Genomic DNA, 17,327 nt, shown 5'->3' on the forward strand with positions numbered 1-17,327 from the left:
GGATGTGCGACCGCCTCCCCGCGCGGAGGGCCGGGGAGGCGGTGACGTAACTACTGGGGATCAGGCGAGGTCACGCTTGGCGGCGATCTTCGACGAGAGGCCGAAGATCTCGATGAAGCCCTGCGCCTTGGACTGGTCGAACGTGTCGCCCGAGTCGTAGGTGGCGAGGTTGAAGTCGTAGAGCGACTGCTCGGACTTCCGGCCGGTGACGACGGCGCGGCCCGCGTGCATGGTCATCCGGATGTCGCCGGTGACGTGCTGGTTGGCCTCGTTGATGAAACCGTCCAGGGCGCGCTTGAGCGGCGAGAACCACAGGCCGTCGTAGACCAGCTCGCCCCAGCGCTGCTCGACCTGCCGCTTGTAGCGGGCCAGCTCGCGCTCGACGGTGACGTTCTCCAGCTCCTGGTGGGCGGTGATCAGCGCGATCGCGCCCGGGGCCTCGTACACCTCACGGGACTTGATGCCGACGAGACGGTCCTCGACCATGTCGATCCGGCCGATGCCCTGGGCGCCGGCCCGCTGGTTGAGCTGCTGGATCGCCTGGAGGACGGTGACGGGCTTGCCGTCGATGGCCACGGGCACGCCCTCCTTGAAGGAGATGACGACCTCGTCGGCCTCGCGCGGGGTGGCGGGGTTCTCGGTGTACTCGTAGATGTCCTCGATCGGCGCGTTCCAGATGTCCTCCAGGAAGCCCGTCTCGACGGCGCGCCCGAAGACGTTCTGGTCGATGGAGTAGGGGGACTTCTTGGTGGTCGCGATCGGGAGGTTCTTCTCCTCGCAGAAGGCGATCGCCTTGTCCCGGGTCATCGCGTAGTCGCGGACCGGGGCGATGCACTTCAGGTCGGGGCCGAGCGCGGAGATGCCGGCCTCGAAGCGGACCTGGTCGTTGCCCTTGCCGGTGCAGCCGTGGGCGACGATGCCGGCGTTGTGCTTGTTGGCCGCGGCGACGAGGTGCTTGACGATGGTCGGCCGGGACAGGGCGGAGACCAGCGGATAGCGGTCCATGTAGAGGGCGTTGGCCTTGATCGCCGGGAGGCAGTACTCCTCGGCGAACTCGTCCTTGGCATCCGCGACCTCCGCCTCGACGGCACCGCAGGCGAGCGCGCGCTTGCGGATGACGTCCAGGTCCTCGCCGCCCTGGCCGACGTCCACGGCAACGGCGATGACCTCGGCGCCCGTCTCCTCGGCGATCCAGCCGATGGCGACGGAGGTGTCCAGGCCGCCCGAGTAGGCGAGTACGACGCGCTCGGTCACGGGTTTCTCCTTACGGTGCAATCACTGATGGGTATAACTATGCAATCCTCCGTATGCTTTGTCAAAGGCGCAGGTGAGAGCGGTGTGTCGCAGGGCCTGCGCGAGGGGAGGACACGGATCCTGACCATCCCGAGCCGCTGGGGACCCGGTTCCGGCGAAGGTGTCCCCCGCCGGACGCGGCCGGATTCCCCGAGAGGCGGCTGCCCGCCCGCACCGCGCGGCACTGGCCGCGGCGGTGCACTCGGCGGCTCGGGCGGCTCGGCGGCTCGGCGGCTCGGGCGGCTCGGCGGCTGCTTCCGGCAGCAGACCCGCACCGATGTCCCACCCGTCGAAATGGCCTGTCCGTCACCGGAGTCGGCGACAACAATGGCCGCCATGGGAAAAACGTACGAGCGAATCGACGGACGGATCAGGACCTTCATCGAAGAGCAACGCATCTTCTTCACGGCGACCGCGCCTCTGGACGGCGAGGGCACGGTGAATCTCTCCCCCAAGGGCGTCAGCGGCTCGTTCGCCGTCATCGACGAGCTCACCGTGGCCTATTTGGACTTCGCGGGCAGCAATGCCGAGACGGTCGCCCACCTCCGCGAGAACGGCCGCATCACGCTGATGTGGTGCGCCTTCCAGGGGCCGCCGAACATCGTGCGGGTGCACGGCCGCGGCGAGCCGGTCTTCCGTGACGATCCGCGGTTCGGCCCGCTGCTCGGCCACTTCCCCGATGTGGACCACGGCCCCCACGGGCTGCGCGCCGTCATCGTGGTGAGGGCCGAGCTGATCCGGGACACCTGCGGATTCGCCGTGCCCTTCATGTCGTACGACGAGGACCGGCCACTGCACGCCCAGCGCTTCGCCCGCGAGGACGATGCGTCGCTCAGTGTCTACTTCGAGAAGAAGGAGCACGTCGCGACGAGCATCGACGGGCTGCCGGGACTGCCGCTCCCGCTCCCGGCCATGCCTCGCACGGAATGAGACGCGGGATATTGAGCCAAGGCGGCACCGTCCATCCGTACCGCCGGGTCAACAGCCGGTCGTGGTGGTGCGAGGACCTTGGGGCGCGGGCCCGCAACCGCCGGGTGGAACCGCGGCCCGCGGACTGCCGGGCGGGCGAGGCGGAGCATCCGATCGCCATCCGACGCAGCACGCCCGCGCCCTCGTCATCGGGTTCACGTACGAACGCCCTGTACGGGGGCGTGGCACCGGGATCTTCCTCCACGTCAACGGCCGTGACGCGACCGCCGGTTGCGTGTCCGTACCGGCGGCCGCGATGGACCGGATTCTCCACTGGGCGGATCCGGCCCACCGTCCGCACGTCGCGACCGGACCCGTTCGGGCCCGACCGCGATCACCGCTGCTGACGGCCCCGGACAACTCCGGCCCGCTCAGCGTTCGTTCTGAGCCAGCCGCAGCAGATGGTCGGCGAGCGCCTGGCCGCCCGCCGGGTCACGGCTGATCAGCATGAGGGTGTCGTCACCCGCGATGGTGCCGAGGATGTCGTGCAGTTCGGCCTGGTCGATGGCCGAGGCGAGGAACTGGGCCGCGCCCGGAGGAGTGCGCAGCACCACGAGGTTGGCCGATGCCTCCGCCGAGATGAGCAGCTCGGCGGAGAGGCGCCGCATCCGCTCCTCCTTCGCGGACCCGCCCAACGGTGCCTGCGGGGTGCGGAATCCGCCCTCGCTCGGCACCGCGTAGATCAGCTCGCCGCCGGTGTTGCGGATCTTCACCGCGCCCAGCTCGTCCAGATCACGGGAGAGCGTCGCCTGGGTGACGCTCAGCCCGTCGTCGGCGAGGAGCTTGGCCAGCTGGCTCTGCGAGCGCACCGGCTGCCGGTTCAGGATGTCCACGATCCGGCGGTGGCGTGCGGTGCGGGTCTGCGGCACGGACGGCCCGCCGTGCTCGGTCTCCTGCGCCTCGGTCATCGTCGTCGCCTCATTCTGCGGATCGCCCGTCCCCTTCTGCTGTTTTTGCTGTTCTTGCTGCTTCTGCTGCTTCTGCCGCGTCGAGAGCGCCGGGCAGCACCCGGAGGAACGCGTCCACCTCCGTGTCACCGATGATCAGCGGCGGCATCAGCCGCAGGACATCGGGGGCGGGTGCGTTCACCAGGATTCCGGCTCTCTGAGCCGCCTGTTGCGCCTGGGGCGCGAGGGGCTCGGTGAGCACGATACCCAGGAGCAGACCGGAGCCGCGGACATGGGAGACCAGAGGGTGCCCCAGTGCTTCCACACCGTTCCTGATCCTCTCACCGAGCCGCTTCACCCGGTCCAGCGCGCCGTCGGCCGCCAGGGTGTCCAGGACAGCGAGGCCGGCGGCGCAGGCGATCGGGTTGCCGCCGAACGTCGTGCCGTGCTGGCCCGGCTTCAGCAGATCGGCCGCCGGGCCGAAGGCGACGGTCGCGCCGAGCGGCAGTCCACCGCCGAGTCCCTTGGCGAGGGTGACGATGTCGGGGTCGACGCCCTGGTGGGCCTGGTGCTCGAACCAGTGCCCGCAGCGGCCGATACCGGTCTGCACCTCGTCGAGGACGAGCAGGGTGCCGGTGGCCCGGGTGATCTCGCGGGCGGCCTCCAGGTAGCCCTTGGGCGGCACGACCACGCCGTTCTCGCCCTGGATGGGCTCGATGATCACCAGCGCGGTGTCGGTGGTCACGGCGGCCCGCAGCGCCTCGGCATCCCCGTACGGGACATGGGTGACATCGCCGGGCAGCGGCTCGAAGGGCTCGCGCTTCCCGGGCTGGCCGGTGAGCGCGAGTGCGCCCATGGTCCGGCCGTGGAAGCCGCCGCCGGTGGCGACCATGTGGGGCCGTCCGGTCAGCCGGCCGATCTTGAAGGCCGCCTCGTTGGCCTCACCGCCCGAGTTGGCGAAGTAGACCCGGCCGTCGCGGCCGAAGAGCTGGAGCAGCCGTTCGGCGAGCGCGACGGGCTGCGGTGCGATGAAGAGGTTGGAGACATGGCCGAGGGAGGCGATCTGGGTGGAGACGGCCTCGATGACGGCGGGGTGGGCATGGCCCAGCGCGTTCACCGCGATACCGCCGACGAAGTCGAGGTATTCGGTGCCGTCCGCGTCCCACACATGGGCGCCCTCGCCGCGGACGAGGGACAGTTGCGGGGTGCCGTAGTTGTCCATCAGCGCGTGCTGCCAGCGCTGTGAGAGCTCCTGGTTGCTCATGACTCCCCCTGTGCGTCCGGCACGACCATCGTGCCGATTCCTTCGTCGGTGAAGATCTCCAGCAGGATCGAGTGCTGGACCCGGCCGTCGATGACACGGGCGGTCTCCACGCCGTTGCGTACGGCGTGCAGGCAGCCCTGCATCTTCGGCACCATGCCACTGGACAGCTCGGGCAGCAGCTTCTCCAGCTCGGTGGCGGTGAGACGGCTGATCACGTCGTCGCTGTTGGGCCAGTCCTCGTAGAGGCCCTCGACATCGGTGAGGACCATCAGCGTCTCGGCGTTCAGCGCGGCGGCGAGTGCGGCGGCCGCGGTGTCGGCGTTGACGTTGTAGACGTGGTTGTCGTCGGCCGAGCGTGCGACGGAGGAGACGACCGGGATCCGGCCGTCGTCCAGCAGCGCCTGGACGGCTCCGGTGTCGATGGCGGTGATCTCGCCGACCCGGCCGATGTCGACGAGCTCGCCGTCGATGGTCGGCCGGTGCCGGGTGGCGGTGATCGTGTGGGCGTCCTCGCCGGTCAGGCCGACGGCGAGCGGGCCGTGCCGGTTGAGCAGGCCGACGAGCTCGCGCTGCACCTGTCCGGCCAGCACCATCCGTACGACGTCCATCGCCTCGGGCGTGGTGACGCGCAGACCGGCCTTGAACTCGCTGACCAGGCCCTGCTTGTCGAGCTGGGCACTGATCTGCGGGCCTCCGCCGTGCACGACGACGGGCTTGAGGCCGGCCTGCCGCAGGAAGACGACGTCCTGGGCGAAGGCCGCCTTCAGGTCCTCGTCGATCATGGCGTTGCCGCCGAACTTGATGACCACGGTCTTGCCGTTGTGCCGGGTCAGCCAGGGCAGCGCCTCGATGAGGATCTGCGCCTTCGGGAGTGCGGTGTGCTTCCGCGCCGTGGTCATGAGCTGTACGCGCTGTTCTCGTGGACGTAGTCGGCGGTGAGGTCGTTGGCCCAGATGACGGCCGACTCGGTGCCGGCGGCCAGGTCGGCGGTGATCTTCACTTCCCGGTAGCGCATGTCGACCAGGTCGCGGTCCTCACCGACGCCGCCGTTCTTGCAGACCCATACGCCGTTGATGGCGACGTTCAGCTGGTCCGGCTCGAAGGCGGCCTTCGTCGTACCGATCGCGGACAGCACGCGGCCCCAGTTGGGGTCCTCGCCGTGGATGGCGCACTTGAGGAGGTTGTTGCGGGCGATGGAGCGGCCCACCTCGACGGCGTCGTCCTCGGTCGCGGCGTTGACGACCTCGATCCGGATGTCCTTGGAGGCGCCCTCGGCGTCACCGATGAGCTGCCGGGCGAGGTCGGCGCAGACGGTCCGTACGGCCTCGGCGAACTCGCCCTGTTCCGGGGTGATTCCGCTGGCGCCGGAGGCCAGCAGCAGCACGGTGTCGTTGGTCGACATGCAGCCGTCGGAGTCGACCCGGTCGAAGGTGGTGCGGGTGGCGGCGCGCAGCGCGGTGTCCAGCGCCGGAGCATCGACGTCGGCGTCGGTGGTGAGGACGACCAGCATGGTGGCGAGGCCCGGGGCGAGCATGCCCGCGCCCTTGGCCATGCCGCCGACGGTCCAGCCCTCGCCGCCCGCGACGGCGGTCTTGTGAACGGTGTCGGTGGTCTTGATCGCGATGGCGGCCTTCTCGCCGCCGTGTTCGCTCAGTGCGGCGGCCGCGGCCTCGATGCCGGGCAGCAGCTTGTCCATCGGGAGCAGGGTTCCGATCAGCCCGGTCGAGGCGACCGCGATCTCGCCCGCGCTGTGACCGGTGAGGACCTCGGCGGCCTTCTCGGCGGTGGCGTGGGTGTCCTGGAAGCCCTGCGGACCCGTACAGGCGTTGGCACCGCCGGAGTTGAGTACGACGACGCCGACCTCGCCGCCCTTGAGTACCTGCTCCGACCAGAGGACGGGGGCGGCCTTGACACGGTTGGAGGTGAAGACGCCCGCGGCGGCGCGACGCGGACCGTTGTTGACCACGAGGGCCAGGTCCGGGCTACCGCTCTCCTTGATTCCCGCGGCGATGCCCGCCGCGGAGAACCCCTGTGCTGCCGTGACACTCACGGTGCGACTCCGATCGTGGAAAGACCTGTGTCCTCGGGGAGTCCGAGGGCGATGTTCATGCTCTGCAGGGCACCGCCGGCGGTGCCCTTGGCAAGGTTGTCGATGGCGCTGACGACGACGATCCGGCCCGCCGCCTCGTCGTACGCGACCTGGATCTGTACGGCGTTGGACCCGACGACGGAGGCCGTGGCGGGCCACTGCCCCTCCGGGAGCAGGTCGACGAACGGCTCGTCGGCGAACGTCTTCTCGTACGCGCTGCGGACCGACTCGGCGCTCACGCCCGGCTTCGCCTTCGCGCTGCACGTGGCGAGGATGCCGCGGGGCATCGGCGCCAGGGTCGGCGTGAAGGAGACGGTGACCGGTTCGCCGGCCGCCGCGCTGAGGTTCTGGATCATCTCGGGGGTGTGCCGGTGGACCCCGCCGACGCCGTACGGGGACATGTTGCCCATCACCTCGGAGCCGAGCAGATGCGGCTTGGCCGCCTTGCCCGCCCCCGACGTACCGGATGCGGCGACGATCACGGCCTCGGGCTCGGCCAGCTGGGAGGCGTACGCCGGGAAGAGCGCGAGCGAGACGGCGGTCGGGTAGCAGCCGGGCACCGCGATACGCTTGGCCCCTGCCAGCGCCGAGCGCCCGCCCGGGAGTTCGGGCAGTCCGTAGGGCCAGGTCCCGGCGTGCGGTGAGCCGTAGAACTTCTCCCAGTCCGCGGCGTCGACGAGCCGGAAGTCGGCACCCATGTCCACGACGAGCGCCCCGTCACCGAGCTGCTCGGCGACGGCGGCGGACTGCCCGTGCGGAAGGGCGAGGAAGACGACATCATGGCCGGCGAGGACCTCGGCCGTGGTCGGCTGAAGCACCCGGTCGGCAAGCGGCCGCAGATGCGGTTGCAGCGCACCGAGCCGCTGCCCCGCGCTGGAGTTGGCGGTGAGGGCCCCGATCTCGACCTGGGGATGGACCAGCAGGAGACGGAGCAGTTCCCCGCCGGCGTATCCGCTCGCCCCTGCCACTGCTGCGCGTACCACCATCGAAATCCTCCTTGTCGATGGCATGACTATACGCAACCCTGCACTTTTATGCAAAGATCTCGCGGGGTGAAGGCTTCGTGTGACCGAGACTTTTACTTGGCACATGGAGCGCGTTAGTTGGCAAATCTTGGTCCCGTAACGCTGCGTTGTGGTCAGTATCGATGAAGTGGCCGCCGTGCTGGTCGAGTGATGCTCCTCTGGGTGAGTGAGCGAGGCAACGGTTGCGAAGATCCCATCGGATTCAAGTCATCTAGATCAGCTTGTCCTGGCGTACGACGGGGACGCCGGGCTGCGGGATCGGCTGAGGCTCAGCGATAACTGGGTACGTCGGTGGAGCTCGACATGGCAGGTGGGCGATGGCAAGGTCTGTTGGCCAATCCGGGATATGTCTCACGTACCGGTGCTGTCGTCCCGCCCGATGCGGGGGTTCACGTGGCGGGCGAAGCAACGGCATCGCCCCGGGCTTGAGGTGATGGCTTCAACAGGCCGACAGCACGGCTTCGAGTCGTTGGAGGAGATGCGCCTGCTGGTCGCGCTGGACTTCCTGAGGGCATCGGAGGTGCTGTCGCAGCCGTTCCGGCTGGACTTCGAGCATGCGAGCGGTCATGCCTGGCACATCCCGGACTTTCTGGCTGTGATCGGCGGCGGGATGTGGCTGCTGGACGTCCGTCCGATGGAGCTGATCAAGGAAGAGGACGCGCTGAAGTTCGCGGCAGCCAGGGAAGTGGCGGCCGCCTGTGGCTGGCGGTACTCAGTGGTCGCGGGCTGGCGACCACATGTCTGGAGCGTCCTTGATCACCTATCCTCCCGCCGGCGGCCGACGAGGGACCTGCTCGGCATGCGCGAGCAGCTGCTCACCACTATCAGCGGGCAGCAGGGGCGTGCGATGACGTTCTTCGAGCTGGCGGACGCGACCAGCGTGCCTTCTGTTGGCCGGGCGAACATCGTCCGGCTGCTGTGGCAACGCGAGCTCGGCGTTGACCTGGGCAGTCCTTTGCGCGACAGCTCGCTGATCTGGGCGCTGTGATGGCAGCGAGGGGGTTCTTGCAGATCGCGCCGGGCAGGCGGCTCGCGCTCAATGGCGTCGAGTGGACGGTTGAAGACGTTCACGGCCAACTCGGCCGGCTCGTCCTCGTGGATGACGACGGTCGTGCGGAGACTCGCTCGTTCCGCTGGCTCATCAATCATGCTGACCTGCGGCTTCTTCGGACAGTCGAGGCGAGACGCCCGTCGTCGGCCGCCCGGCAGCCGAGGACACTGGCAGACCTGACCAAGGACCAGTTGGAGCGGGCCCGGCTGCGGGCTGCGCACGTACTGGAAGTTGAAACGGGGTTCCGGGAGGGCCACCCGGCTCGGGCCATGAAGGGTGAGCCCCGGCCAGCCTACGACCCGGCCCACACGACGCTGACCCAGCGTCGGTACACGAAGGCTGCGGAGATAGAGGCGATGCCCCGTCCGGAGGCGGTCCGGCTCGGCCTGCAGCACCTCAGTTACCGGACGCTAGTACGTCTGTCAGGACTGGCAGGCGACAGCCTCCTGCTGGCCTGCGCGGACGGGCGCTGGACACGGCGACGCAGCGGGCACCGGAGTATCACGAAGGAGGTCCGGGAGGCGATCTTCGCCGTTAAGGCCGAATGTGGCGAACGCGCCCGCCTGAGTCTGGCTGCCCGGCACCGGTTGATGCACCAGTACATGAGTGAACGGTTCCCGACGTTTCCCACCGCGAAGATCCCTTCCCGCTGGACGTTCGCGGCCGTCTGGGAGGAGTGGTTCGGGCCTGGCGGGGCCCGGCCGCGTTACGGGCGCACGGCTGAGGCCGCCGCGGAGGCCGGGGTTGCTGGCCGGATGGTGGTCCACCGGCCGGGCCAGGTTCTGGTGCTGGACTCGACCCCGATGCCGGTGAAGCTGCGTGAGACGGTGTTCGGCGATGCGATCACCGCGACGCTGACCCTCGCACTCGATCTCTACACGCATGGGCTGCCGGCCTTCCGTCTCACGCTGCAGTCCGACACCTCGGTCGACATCGCGATGCTGCTGCGGGACGTGATGCTGCCGCTGCCGATGCGAGACGGTTGGGGCGAGGATATGGAATGGCCCTACGCCGGAGTCCCGGCAGACGTGATCGCCGAGTTCACCGGGCATAAGGTCGCCGCTCTGCCGTTCTTCGCTCCGGAGACGGTCACCACCGACCACGGCGGCCCCTATAAGAACCACGACCTGGTGGAAGCTGAACGGGAGATCGGCTGCCGGATCCTGCCCGCCCGCGTCCTGCGGCAGACCGACAAATATGCGGTCGAGCGCCAGTTCCACACCATCCAGACCATGCTCTTCGAGCACTTGCTGGGCTTCACCGGTGGCGATGTCGCGGATCGCGGAGCCGACCCGGAACGCGACGCGAGCCTCACGCTCACACAAGCCGAGCACGTCATCGCAACCTGGATTGTCCAGATCTGGCAGAACAGAAAACTAGGCGAATACGCCCCAAGCTGGGCGCCTGAGGAAGATCACAGCCCCAACACCTTGTTCGTCGCGGCGATGGAACAGGGCGGCTTCGATCTGGACTTCCCCGAACCGGGCTTCTACTACAAGGTCTTGCGCAAGCACCACGTGAAGATCCATCCGCGACGCGGAGTGAAGATCCTCGGGCTCTGGTATCACCACCCGGTCCTGGACGAGCCGCGCTTCCTACAGCCCTCCTCCCGAGGCGGCAAACACGCGGGGCAATGGGTGGTTCGTAGTGACCGAAGGGACCGCCGACAGACGTTCTTCCAGGACCCGACCGACCACGAGACCTGGCACATCCTGCGCTGGCGAGGACTGCCACCCGAAGGCGAGGTCCCCGCCTTCTCGGACAAGACCGCCAATGACCTCCTGGCACACGTGAAGGCGAACCGCATCAGGATCCACTCCGAGAGCGAGCTCTTGGAACATCTGTTGGAGATCCTCGGCTCGGTCACTCCCGTCGACCAATGGCCCAGCCAGGCCAAGAAGAGGGCCGGGAAGAAGCAGCGCGTCACCCAGGCCCGTGAGATCACCCGCGCACAGGCTGCGGCGGGCGACCGCGTCACCGCACCGGCCCCTGCAGAGGAGCCGCCTCCAGCCGAGCTGCCTGCAGCGTGGGCTGAGCACGCTCGCACGATAGACCGCGCCGTGGATGCCGATCGCCACCGACGACGTGAAGAAGCTCTGGCCGACACCAGGCCAGTCGCCCCGGCAACACTGCACGAGGCCCTCAACCGGCGCCCCATGTTCCGACTTCCACCACCTGATATCTCGGAGGCCGAAACGACCGGGCGAGAGGAAAACTCATGACCCGAACTCCCTCTCACGACGCGCTATTGGAGGGCCTGCCTTCACGAGCCAGGATCGCCGAGTTGATCCTAAGCAGCCACCCTCCCCGCGACACTTACGTCGGCTGGCAGCACTATCGCGCCCACTACGGCCGGCTTGTCCCAGCTCAGGCGATCTCGTCGCAACAGTGGTTAAGGATCCCCGCCAGCCGTCAGTACGACTACGACCTCTACCGCGAGCTGACGAACGCGAATCTGCCGCTACAGGTCACTTCCATGCACGACAAGGCCGGCAAGCTGATCCGGCGCCGGTTGAGCAGCAACACGAGGAAAAAGGATGACCCAACGCGCGCTGGCGTCATGGTGGGCGGTTGGGGCAACTACGGCAAGACCGCGTCCGTCTGCGCCGCCGGGGCCGTCTTCGAAGATCAGTGGTTGAAACTGCACGGCAGTCTCAACCCCGCGTCCCTGCCAGGCACGCGTGATCTCCACGCGCCGGTCGTGTACGTCTCGACCCCAGTGACAGCGACCCCGAAGAGTCTTTGCGCGTCAATCCTGGGATTCTTCCGTGCCCCAATCCGCAAGGCGGCCGGACTGCCGGAACTGGTACGACAGGTCGCGGACTCCATCCACGACCATGGCGTCAAAGTGCTGATTCTGGACGACATCAGTCGGCTGCGGATGCACAGAGCCGATGACCAGGACGTGCTTGACCTGATCCGGGCGTTCATGAGCCTGGACGTCACTCTGATCCTGATCGGCGTCAACATCTCCGGTATTGGCCTGCTGCGCGAGGCCAAGTGGAACAAGAAGACCCGGCAGTGGGAGATGCCGCAGCTGGAATCGACCCGCATCCACGGCCTGGAGATCACTCAAACAGAACACCGCTTCGAGCTCATCGAGATCGACCGTTTCCGCTACACCACACCGAAGCAGATCCAGGCATTCGTCGACCACTTGGCGGGCATCGAGCGGCATCTGCGGCTCTTCAATGCGAAGGAGGGCATGCTCACCGGCGGAGCTATGCCGGAGTACCTGATGCGTCGCACCGGTGGCGTCGTCGGCCTGCTGGGACGCCTGCTGGAGGACGGCGCTTATGAGGCTATGGAGTCCGGGAAGGAACTGATCAACGAAAACCTGCTGGACGAGATCGTGCTCCGTCGGGACGAGCCCGAGCAGCCGCCTGACGAGCCAGTGATCCCGGTCGACCCATCGACCACCAAGAGAAAGAGCCCGCGGGCGAAGCGGTCCCGTAACACCGTTTTCGATGACCCCGGCCCCCAAGCCGATGCGGCGGGGTGACAGATGAGACGAACCACCGACCCGCTGCCCAGGAGCCTTGAACCACTATCAGGGGAATCCATGGTCAGCTACCTGCTTCGGCTTGGACACCGCCTCAGCCTTTCGCCTCTGGATCTGATCCGTGCGGCGATCTGGGCCGAGCGCGCTCACACGCATCACGTCCCGAGCAGCCTGCTGCTGGACCTCCCTAGGCAGCAGGCCGAAGCATTCGCCCGCCTGACGCGGCAGACGGTTGAGGAAGTCTCGGCACTGACGCTGGCACAGTGGCGGGACCGGTACCTGCCGATCGCCCGGTCCACGCCAGGCCCGGGACATCAGACGAGGCTCGACGCATGGCTCTTCGTCGGCTCGCCCCGGTTCTGTCCCTCCTGCCTGGCGGGTGACGGCACTCCAGCCCAACAAGTACACGGCGGTCCCTGGCACAAGCTCTGGCACCTACCCGTCGTCTTCACCTGTATCAAGCATCGGACCTACCTGGAAGTCGGCTGCCCAAGCTGTGGCCAGCCCCACGACACACCAAGCCACTTGATCCAGCGGGCCAACGATCACACTCTGCATCCAGCGCAATGCCGATGGACTATCGACGCCCAGACACAGAAGAGGAAGTCCCGCGCCTGCGGCGGTCGACTCGACCAGCTGTTTACCCAGCCCGCCACTGCCCAGCCACAACCGTCAGCGGACACTCTCCGCTTCCAGCAGACCCTCCTTGACCGCCTGACCGCGCCGGCTTCGGCAACGGACGCGTCCGAGTACTTCACCGACCTCCGACTTGCCGCCGCGTTAATCAGCACCACCTGGCCGCAGGGTTGGCACCTCTTCGACACCGACGCCGCTGAGCGGATCGACTTGTACTCCCGGACACTGCATGGTGATACAGGCAAGGGCCTATACCAACGGGTCCGCGACGCGCCACCGCGTGATGCCATCGCCTGCGGAGCTCTCCTGATGGCCGCAGACCGCCTACTTTCGAGAGACGATCTCCCCGAAATACTCTCTGACTTCGTCATTGCCGCCTTCAAGGACCGTCCGAGCCGCACGCCTTGGGCTCTCGTCTTCGACCGGCACGAGGACGCCTGTTCCGAGCGACTCCGACAGGCCAGCGAGCCCGTCACCCGCTCTTTTCGCCGAGTCAACGGCCCCCGAGGCATTCGAGCACCGCTGCGAACCGTCTACCGGGCCGAGCACATCCCGGCATTCCTGGAGCTGGACTGGTACCAGCGTCATTTCGCCAGTTGCGCAGGCTCCGCGCCCAAGACCGTGCGAAGAACAGCCGCCGTCCGCCTCGTCCAGTGGGCCATGGGCGGCTCCCAGGACGAGGCAGCGTCATTCCTCGGGATCACATCCACCCAGGCACACTTCGCGGCCCACGGCGATGCCCGGCGCTGGCTGCGGGCCGGATGCGACCCCGTTGAGTTTGACAGAGCTCTCCGTGCTCCGGCCTCAGAACTGCAAACTCCACGTCGACCGCCAACTGACTACCGACGCAGGCGACAAGCGCTTCACGATTGGGTCCTCAGCGTCGATGACTGGGATGCGCTCATCAGCGATCTCCCTCGGTCCCCCTATTCCACCCGTGTCGACTTCGGCGACCGCAAGCGACAAGCGGCATCTACCTTCGTCTGGACTCTCGTCACACAGGGCGAGCACGTATTCGCTCCACACCCGCTGGAATCCGCGCAACCTGCCGAAGTCCAGCAGCAATGGGCCGGGCGTCGAAACACAATATGGTTCCAGTTCACCCGCCCCGATCCGATGCGTCACTATGCCGACCTACGCAAAATGCTCACGGCGTATGCCCAACAACTCGCCCAGGAAATCGACGCAGGCACCTGCATTACCCTTCCGCACTCGCCGGTGGCACATCCTCAGTAGTCAAGCGGCCATCGGATACCGCCTCCCCAGGCGAGGGATTTCCACTCGAACACATCGGGTTGTCCTTCGGGATTCACGCCGGCCCCGACCACTGTGTCTTTGCGCGCTGGAGGTCACCCCGCTTACGGGACGCTCGATCGCGGACTGTGTATGAACCGCAGCAGCCTGCTGTCCCCCTGAACTCAGTCAATTGAACAGGCCTGGCTGCTGGGCCTCAGCGCCGCGGTGACCGAACTGTGCCGCCAGAACAAGGGGGCAATCATGGGAAGAGCGTCCAGGGGAAACGCCGCAGCGCAGCGGGTCGGACGAACGAATGACCACGCAGTGAGCCTTTTCCATCTTGGTCAGGGTGGCGAGTTCGAGGGCAACGACGGCGTGGACGACGGCGGTGATCCGGGTGGTGCTGCAGCGGAGCTTCCGTAGGAGCCGCCAGTATTTGAGGGTGGCCATGGCGCGTTCGCCAAGGCTGCGGATCTTGGTGTGATCGCAATTGTGAGGCCGGCGTCAGCCCGTGCAGATTCTTGCCCCGGAACGGGACGCGGACAGCAGGACCTGCGCCCTGGTACGCCTTGTCCTCCCAGCACTTGATGTCGTCGGCGGTCAGGGCGGCCGGAATGCCGTGGGTCCGGGCCGCGGTCAGCTCGTGGACGGCTCCGGGTAGCGCGTACGAGGCCCAGATCAGACGGCTGGACGGATCCGCGAGGACCTGCACATTCATCCCGTGGTGCTTCTTCTTCCCCAAGTAGTACGGGCGGTCGGCAGCGATACGGTTGATGGGCAGCACGGTGCCGTCGAGGATCATGTACGCCTTCTTCTGCACGGTCGTCATGGCCTGAGTGAGCGTGGGCGCGAGGGCGGCCAGGAGGTCGACGGCCTTGCGTATGTAGCGGTAGGCGGTAGCGATTCCGATGCGGAATCCTGCTGCGAGGCGGGCGTAGGTGTCGCCGCGGCGCTGGGCCAGGACGAGCAGGGCCTGCCGGCCACAGGTGAGGCGAGGTCACCGGGAACCGATCCTGCGGCGGTGACCTGCGAGGAGACCGGAGAGGTGCTGCAGGGCGCGGCTGGACAGATCGATACCGGACGGGCAGACAAGCACGCGAAAGCTCCTGGCGGACTGGTGATCTTGGTCGTGAACCCGTCTACCAGGAGCTTTCTTCATGCCCGACGCCGGGGTCACCCGCGAACCACCCGTCAGGTTGAAAACGGCTCAATCTAAGCCAAACAGATCAAGCGAGCATACATGCTATTAAATTACCAGCTTGAGGCTAACCAGGCCGTACGATCAAGATCGTATTACGAGGCCCTATGATGTCCCCAACGGATCTACTTTGCATAGGAGTTGAGGATGGGCGAGGACCTTGAAGTAGTTGCCGTAACTGCGGGTGTAAACGCGCTGGCAGGGCTCTTCGGGAGCATGGACTGGTCGCAGATCGGTGGCCGGATCAGAAGCACGCTGAGCCGTCGTGGCCGTGATGCCGATCCCGATGTGGTCGGCGCTCTGGAGAGTGAGGACGATGGCGAGCGTGCGCAGCGACTGGCCGTGGCGCTGAATCGGCTTCCCGCAGAAGACCTGGACGCCGTAACTCGCGATCTGGAAACTCTGACTCACCGTACCGAGGTAAATATCCACGGTGGGAAGAATGCCGTGAACGTTGGTTCCGGTGACCAGAACGTCACGTTCAACTGATGACTGATAACGAAACCTCCGATTCATCTCGCCATTGGACGCAAGTCGACGTGGGGGGCGGAAAGAATACAATTCACGGAGGTTCAGGTCATCAATACATTAAGTTTGGTGGGCCTTGGGTTCAGATAATCTTGGTGTCCGCCGGAATCGGCGGAGTGGTGACAGGGATCCTGCGAACGCCGCCCTCATCCCCGGCTCAGCAGGTCTGCTACGGGATTCTACTGAGTCTTTGCATCATTCTCGCCGTCGTCTGCCTATGGTTTGCCTGCAAGAAGAGGCGGACTGCATTCATCGGGCTGGTCGCCTCCTCTGTATTGGCGGCAGCGACCGCCGCCAGCCTGTACAAACTACTGCACGACCACGGCAGCATCTCCGCAGAGCTGGAGAATAACCAGAGAGCGACTGACCATTCGTTTATCCTGACTTTCAAAGGGGAAGCCGCCCGTTCGCGTCTGCGTTTCGGCGTAGATCTTCGTGACATTAATTCCATGGACTTGTGCCATGCAAATTCGAAAGTTTCATTGACTGTTCTGCATGACGCCGTAATTAGCTCAGAGAAGATCGAAGTGCGGAGCGGGAAGATTGTGGAACTCAATCTGAACGGCCCCAAAAGTCATGTCGAAATCGAGGCCGTAATTAATACGTCCAAAGCTGGCCCGAACTGCAAAATGAAACTTGGCGTCAAGTCGGCAGTATTCCGTGATGAAGAGTGGTGGCTTCCATGAAGTGGAAAACGTCAGGAGCTTCGCTGGCCTGCTGCGCGACGGTGGTCCTTGCACTCACCTCCGCGTGTGGATCTGACAAATGGCCCGCTCAGGGAAAAGTACGAGTGGGCGTGAAGACCGATCAGCCAGGCACAGGCTTTTCAGTTAAATCTTACAAAACACCCAAGGGCTTCGACATCAAAGTTGCCCAAATGTCCGCCAAGGCACTTGGGGGACAGTTCGAGCCGAAGCCGGTGCCGTCCAGTAGCCGGCAGAGTGCTCTCCAAGAGGGTGATGTCGACCTCATTGTTGCAACGTTCTCAATCAATAACAAACGACTATCCGGCAAAATGGGCGGCCCCGCCGTTGACTTCGCTGGCCCTTACGCCCTGACCGATCAAGGTTTCCTGGTGCGAAAAAAGGATCAGGATGCTATCGATGGCAACAAAGAATGGTACCAGGATCGCAAGATCTGCGCCTGGGAGGGCACGGTTTCCGCAGAAGAGATTGGAGAATCAATCAAGCCGAGCAATATTACCCCTGGTGACAGTGCCGAGGATTGCATCAGAAAGCTGAAATCCGAGGATGTGTTTGCTATTTTCTCGGATAAGCTACTCCTCCATGGTATCGCGGATATGCACACGGAGTATGCAGTCGACGATCAAGCTACGGTTGGGACAAGGCAGTATTGGGGCATCGGAATCCCCAAAGGGCATCGAAAGGAGTGTAACAAAATTAAAGATGACTTGAAGAAGTACATTCAGTCGGGGAATTGGGATCTGGATTTCGCAGCCAGTTTTCCGGAAGGGCCGAATCGTAATGAATATTGGAAATCTGAATTTGCGCCCGAGCTCGGCTTGATCGAAAGCTTCTCATGCCGTGACAGGATTTAGCCTCGATCTTGCATGACGGTCCGTCGATTTCTCCGGCGGGCCGTTTCTCTGTTGCGGGCTGGTTGTGAGAATGGTGGTGGCCCGGCTGTCG

The 17,327-nt window shown here is 65.8% G+C and carries 14 protein-coding genes and 2 pseudogenes; 9 read left to right on the forward strand and 7 right to left on the reverse strand.

Translation table 11 applies throughout. From position 1 onward, the window contains the following. Positions 1-60: 60 nt before the first annotated feature. Entirely contained in the window at positions 61-1,254 is a 1,194-nt protein-coding gene (locus ACF08M_RS25780) for an argininosuccinate synthase (RefSeq protein WP_283850718.1), read from the reverse strand. A gap of 375 nt (positions 1,255-1,629) precedes the next feature. On the opposite strand from ACF08M_RS25780, the gene ACF08M_RS25785 reads away from it, so the two are divergent. Beyond that, positions 1,630-2,223: a pyridoxamine 5'-phosphate oxidase family protein gene (locus ACF08M_RS25785; RefSeq protein ID WP_392187635.1), complete on the forward strand. Its 594-nt coding sequence runs from the start codon at positions 1,630-1,632 to the stop codon at positions 2,221-2,223. Positions 2,224-2,246: 23 nt separating this feature from the next. After that, positions 2,247-2,649, forward strand: a pseudogene (locus ACF08M_RS25790) (hypothetical protein); the annotation flags it as partial. On the opposite strand, the gene ACF08M_RS25795 reads toward ACF08M_RS25790, so the two are convergent. Genes ACF08M_RS25795 through argC form a run of 5 tightly spaced genes read right to left on the reverse strand, consistent with a single transcriptional unit; the run spans position 2,634 to position 7,488 of the window. Continuing rightward, positions 2,634-3,170, reverse strand: coding sequence for an arginine repressor (locus ACF08M_RS25795; protein ID WP_093541137.1), 537 nt, complete (start codon positions 3,168-3,170; stop codon positions 2,634-2,636). The pseudogene ACF08M_RS25790 and the gene ACF08M_RS25795 overlap by 16 nt on opposite strands. 10 nt (positions 3,171-3,180) lie before the next feature. Continuing rightward, positions 3,181-4,413, reverse strand: coding sequence for an acetylornithine transaminase (locus ACF08M_RS25800; protein ID WP_392187636.1), 1,233 nt, complete (start codon positions 4,411-4,413; stop codon positions 3,181-3,183). Beyond that, positions 4,410-5,312, reverse strand: a complete 903-nt coding sequence (gene argB, locus ACF08M_RS25805) for an acetylglutamate kinase (protein WP_392187637.1) — start codon at positions 5,310-5,312, stop codon at positions 4,410-4,412. Before argB ends, ACF08M_RS25800 begins: the two co-directional genes overlap by 4 nt. Next, a complete protein-coding gene (argJ, locus tag ACF08M_RS25810; protein ID WP_392187638.1) occupies positions 5,309-6,463 on the reverse strand; it encodes a bifunctional glutamate N-acetyltransferase/amino-acid acetyltransferase ArgJ in 1,155 nt (384 codons plus the stop codon). The genes argB and argJ overlap by 4 nt, the downstream gene beginning before the upstream one ends. Next, the gene (gene argC, locus ACF08M_RS25815) at positions 6,460-7,488 is read right to left on the reverse strand and encodes an N-acetyl-gamma-glutamyl-phosphate reductase (protein ID WP_392187639.1); all 1,029 of its coding nucleotides are present in this window, start codon (positions 7,486-7,488) and stop codon (positions 6,460-6,462) included. The genes argJ and argC overlap by 4 nt, the downstream gene beginning before the upstream one ends. A 418-nt stretch (positions 7,489-7,906) precedes the next feature. Between argC and ACF08M_RS25820 the strand changes: the two genes are divergently transcribed. From ACF08M_RS25820 to ACF08M_RS25835, 4 genes are read left to right on the forward strand one after another with little or no spacing between them, the layout of a single operon-like run. Then, positions 7,907-8,515, forward strand: coding sequence for a hypothetical protein (locus tag ACF08M_RS25820; protein WP_392187640.1), 609 nt, complete (start codon positions 7,907-7,909; stop codon positions 8,513-8,515). Next, a complete protein-coding gene (locus ACF08M_RS25825) occupies positions 8,515-10,800 on the forward strand; it encodes a transposase (protein WP_392187641.1) in 2,286 nt (761 codons plus the stop codon). The genes ACF08M_RS25820 and ACF08M_RS25825 overlap by 1 nt, the downstream gene beginning before the upstream one ends. Beyond that, positions 10,797-12,080 (forward strand): TniB family NTP-binding protein, encoded by a 1,284-nt coding sequence (locus tag ACF08M_RS25830; RefSeq protein ID WP_392187642.1) that lies wholly within the window; start codon positions 10,797-10,799, stop codon positions 12,078-12,080. The genes ACF08M_RS25825 and ACF08M_RS25830 overlap by 4 nt, the downstream gene beginning before the upstream one ends. A gap of 3 nt (positions 12,081-12,083) precedes the next feature. Further along, positions 12,084-13,952, forward strand: coding sequence for a TniQ family protein (locus ACF08M_RS25835; protein WP_392187643.1), 1,869 nt, complete (start codon positions 12,084-12,086; stop codon positions 13,950-13,952). A 348-nt stretch (positions 13,953-14,300) separates the two neighbouring features. Here the strand turns inward: ACF08M_RS25835 and ACF08M_RS25840 are convergent. Continuing rightward, a pseudogene (locus ACF08M_RS25840) lies at positions 14,301-15,048 on the reverse strand (transposase family protein); the annotation flags it as partial. 249 nt (positions 15,049-15,297) lie between these two features. Here ACF08M_RS25840 and ACF08M_RS25845 point away from each other — a divergent pair. The 3 genes from ACF08M_RS25845 to ACF08M_RS25855 all read left to right on the forward strand — a co-directional run bounded on the left by ACF08M_RS25845 (position 15,298) and on the right by ACF08M_RS25855 (position 17,236). Next, positions 15,298-15,639, forward strand: a complete 342-nt coding sequence (locus tag ACF08M_RS25845; protein ID WP_392187644.1) for a hypothetical protein — start codon at positions 15,298-15,300, stop codon at positions 15,637-15,639. Further along, on the forward strand, positions 15,639-16,364 hold the full coding sequence (locus ACF08M_RS25850) for a hypothetical protein (protein WP_392187645.1): 726 nt from the start codon (positions 15,639-15,641) through the stop codon (positions 16,362-16,364). The genes ACF08M_RS25845 and ACF08M_RS25850 overlap by 1 nt, the downstream gene beginning before the upstream one ends. A gap of 104 nt (positions 16,365-16,468) precedes the next feature. Then, complete coding sequence (locus ACF08M_RS25855; RefSeq protein WP_392187646.1) at positions 16,469-17,236, forward strand: transporter substrate-binding domain-containing protein; 768 nt, start codon at positions 16,469-16,471, stop codon at positions 17,234-17,236. Positions 17,237-17,327 lie beyond the last annotated feature (91 nt).

Source organism: Streptomyces sp. NPDC015032 (genome assembly GCF_043080425.1).
Classification (GTDB): domain Bacteria; phylum Actinomycetota; class Actinomycetes; order Streptomycetales; family Streptomycetaceae; genus Streptomyces.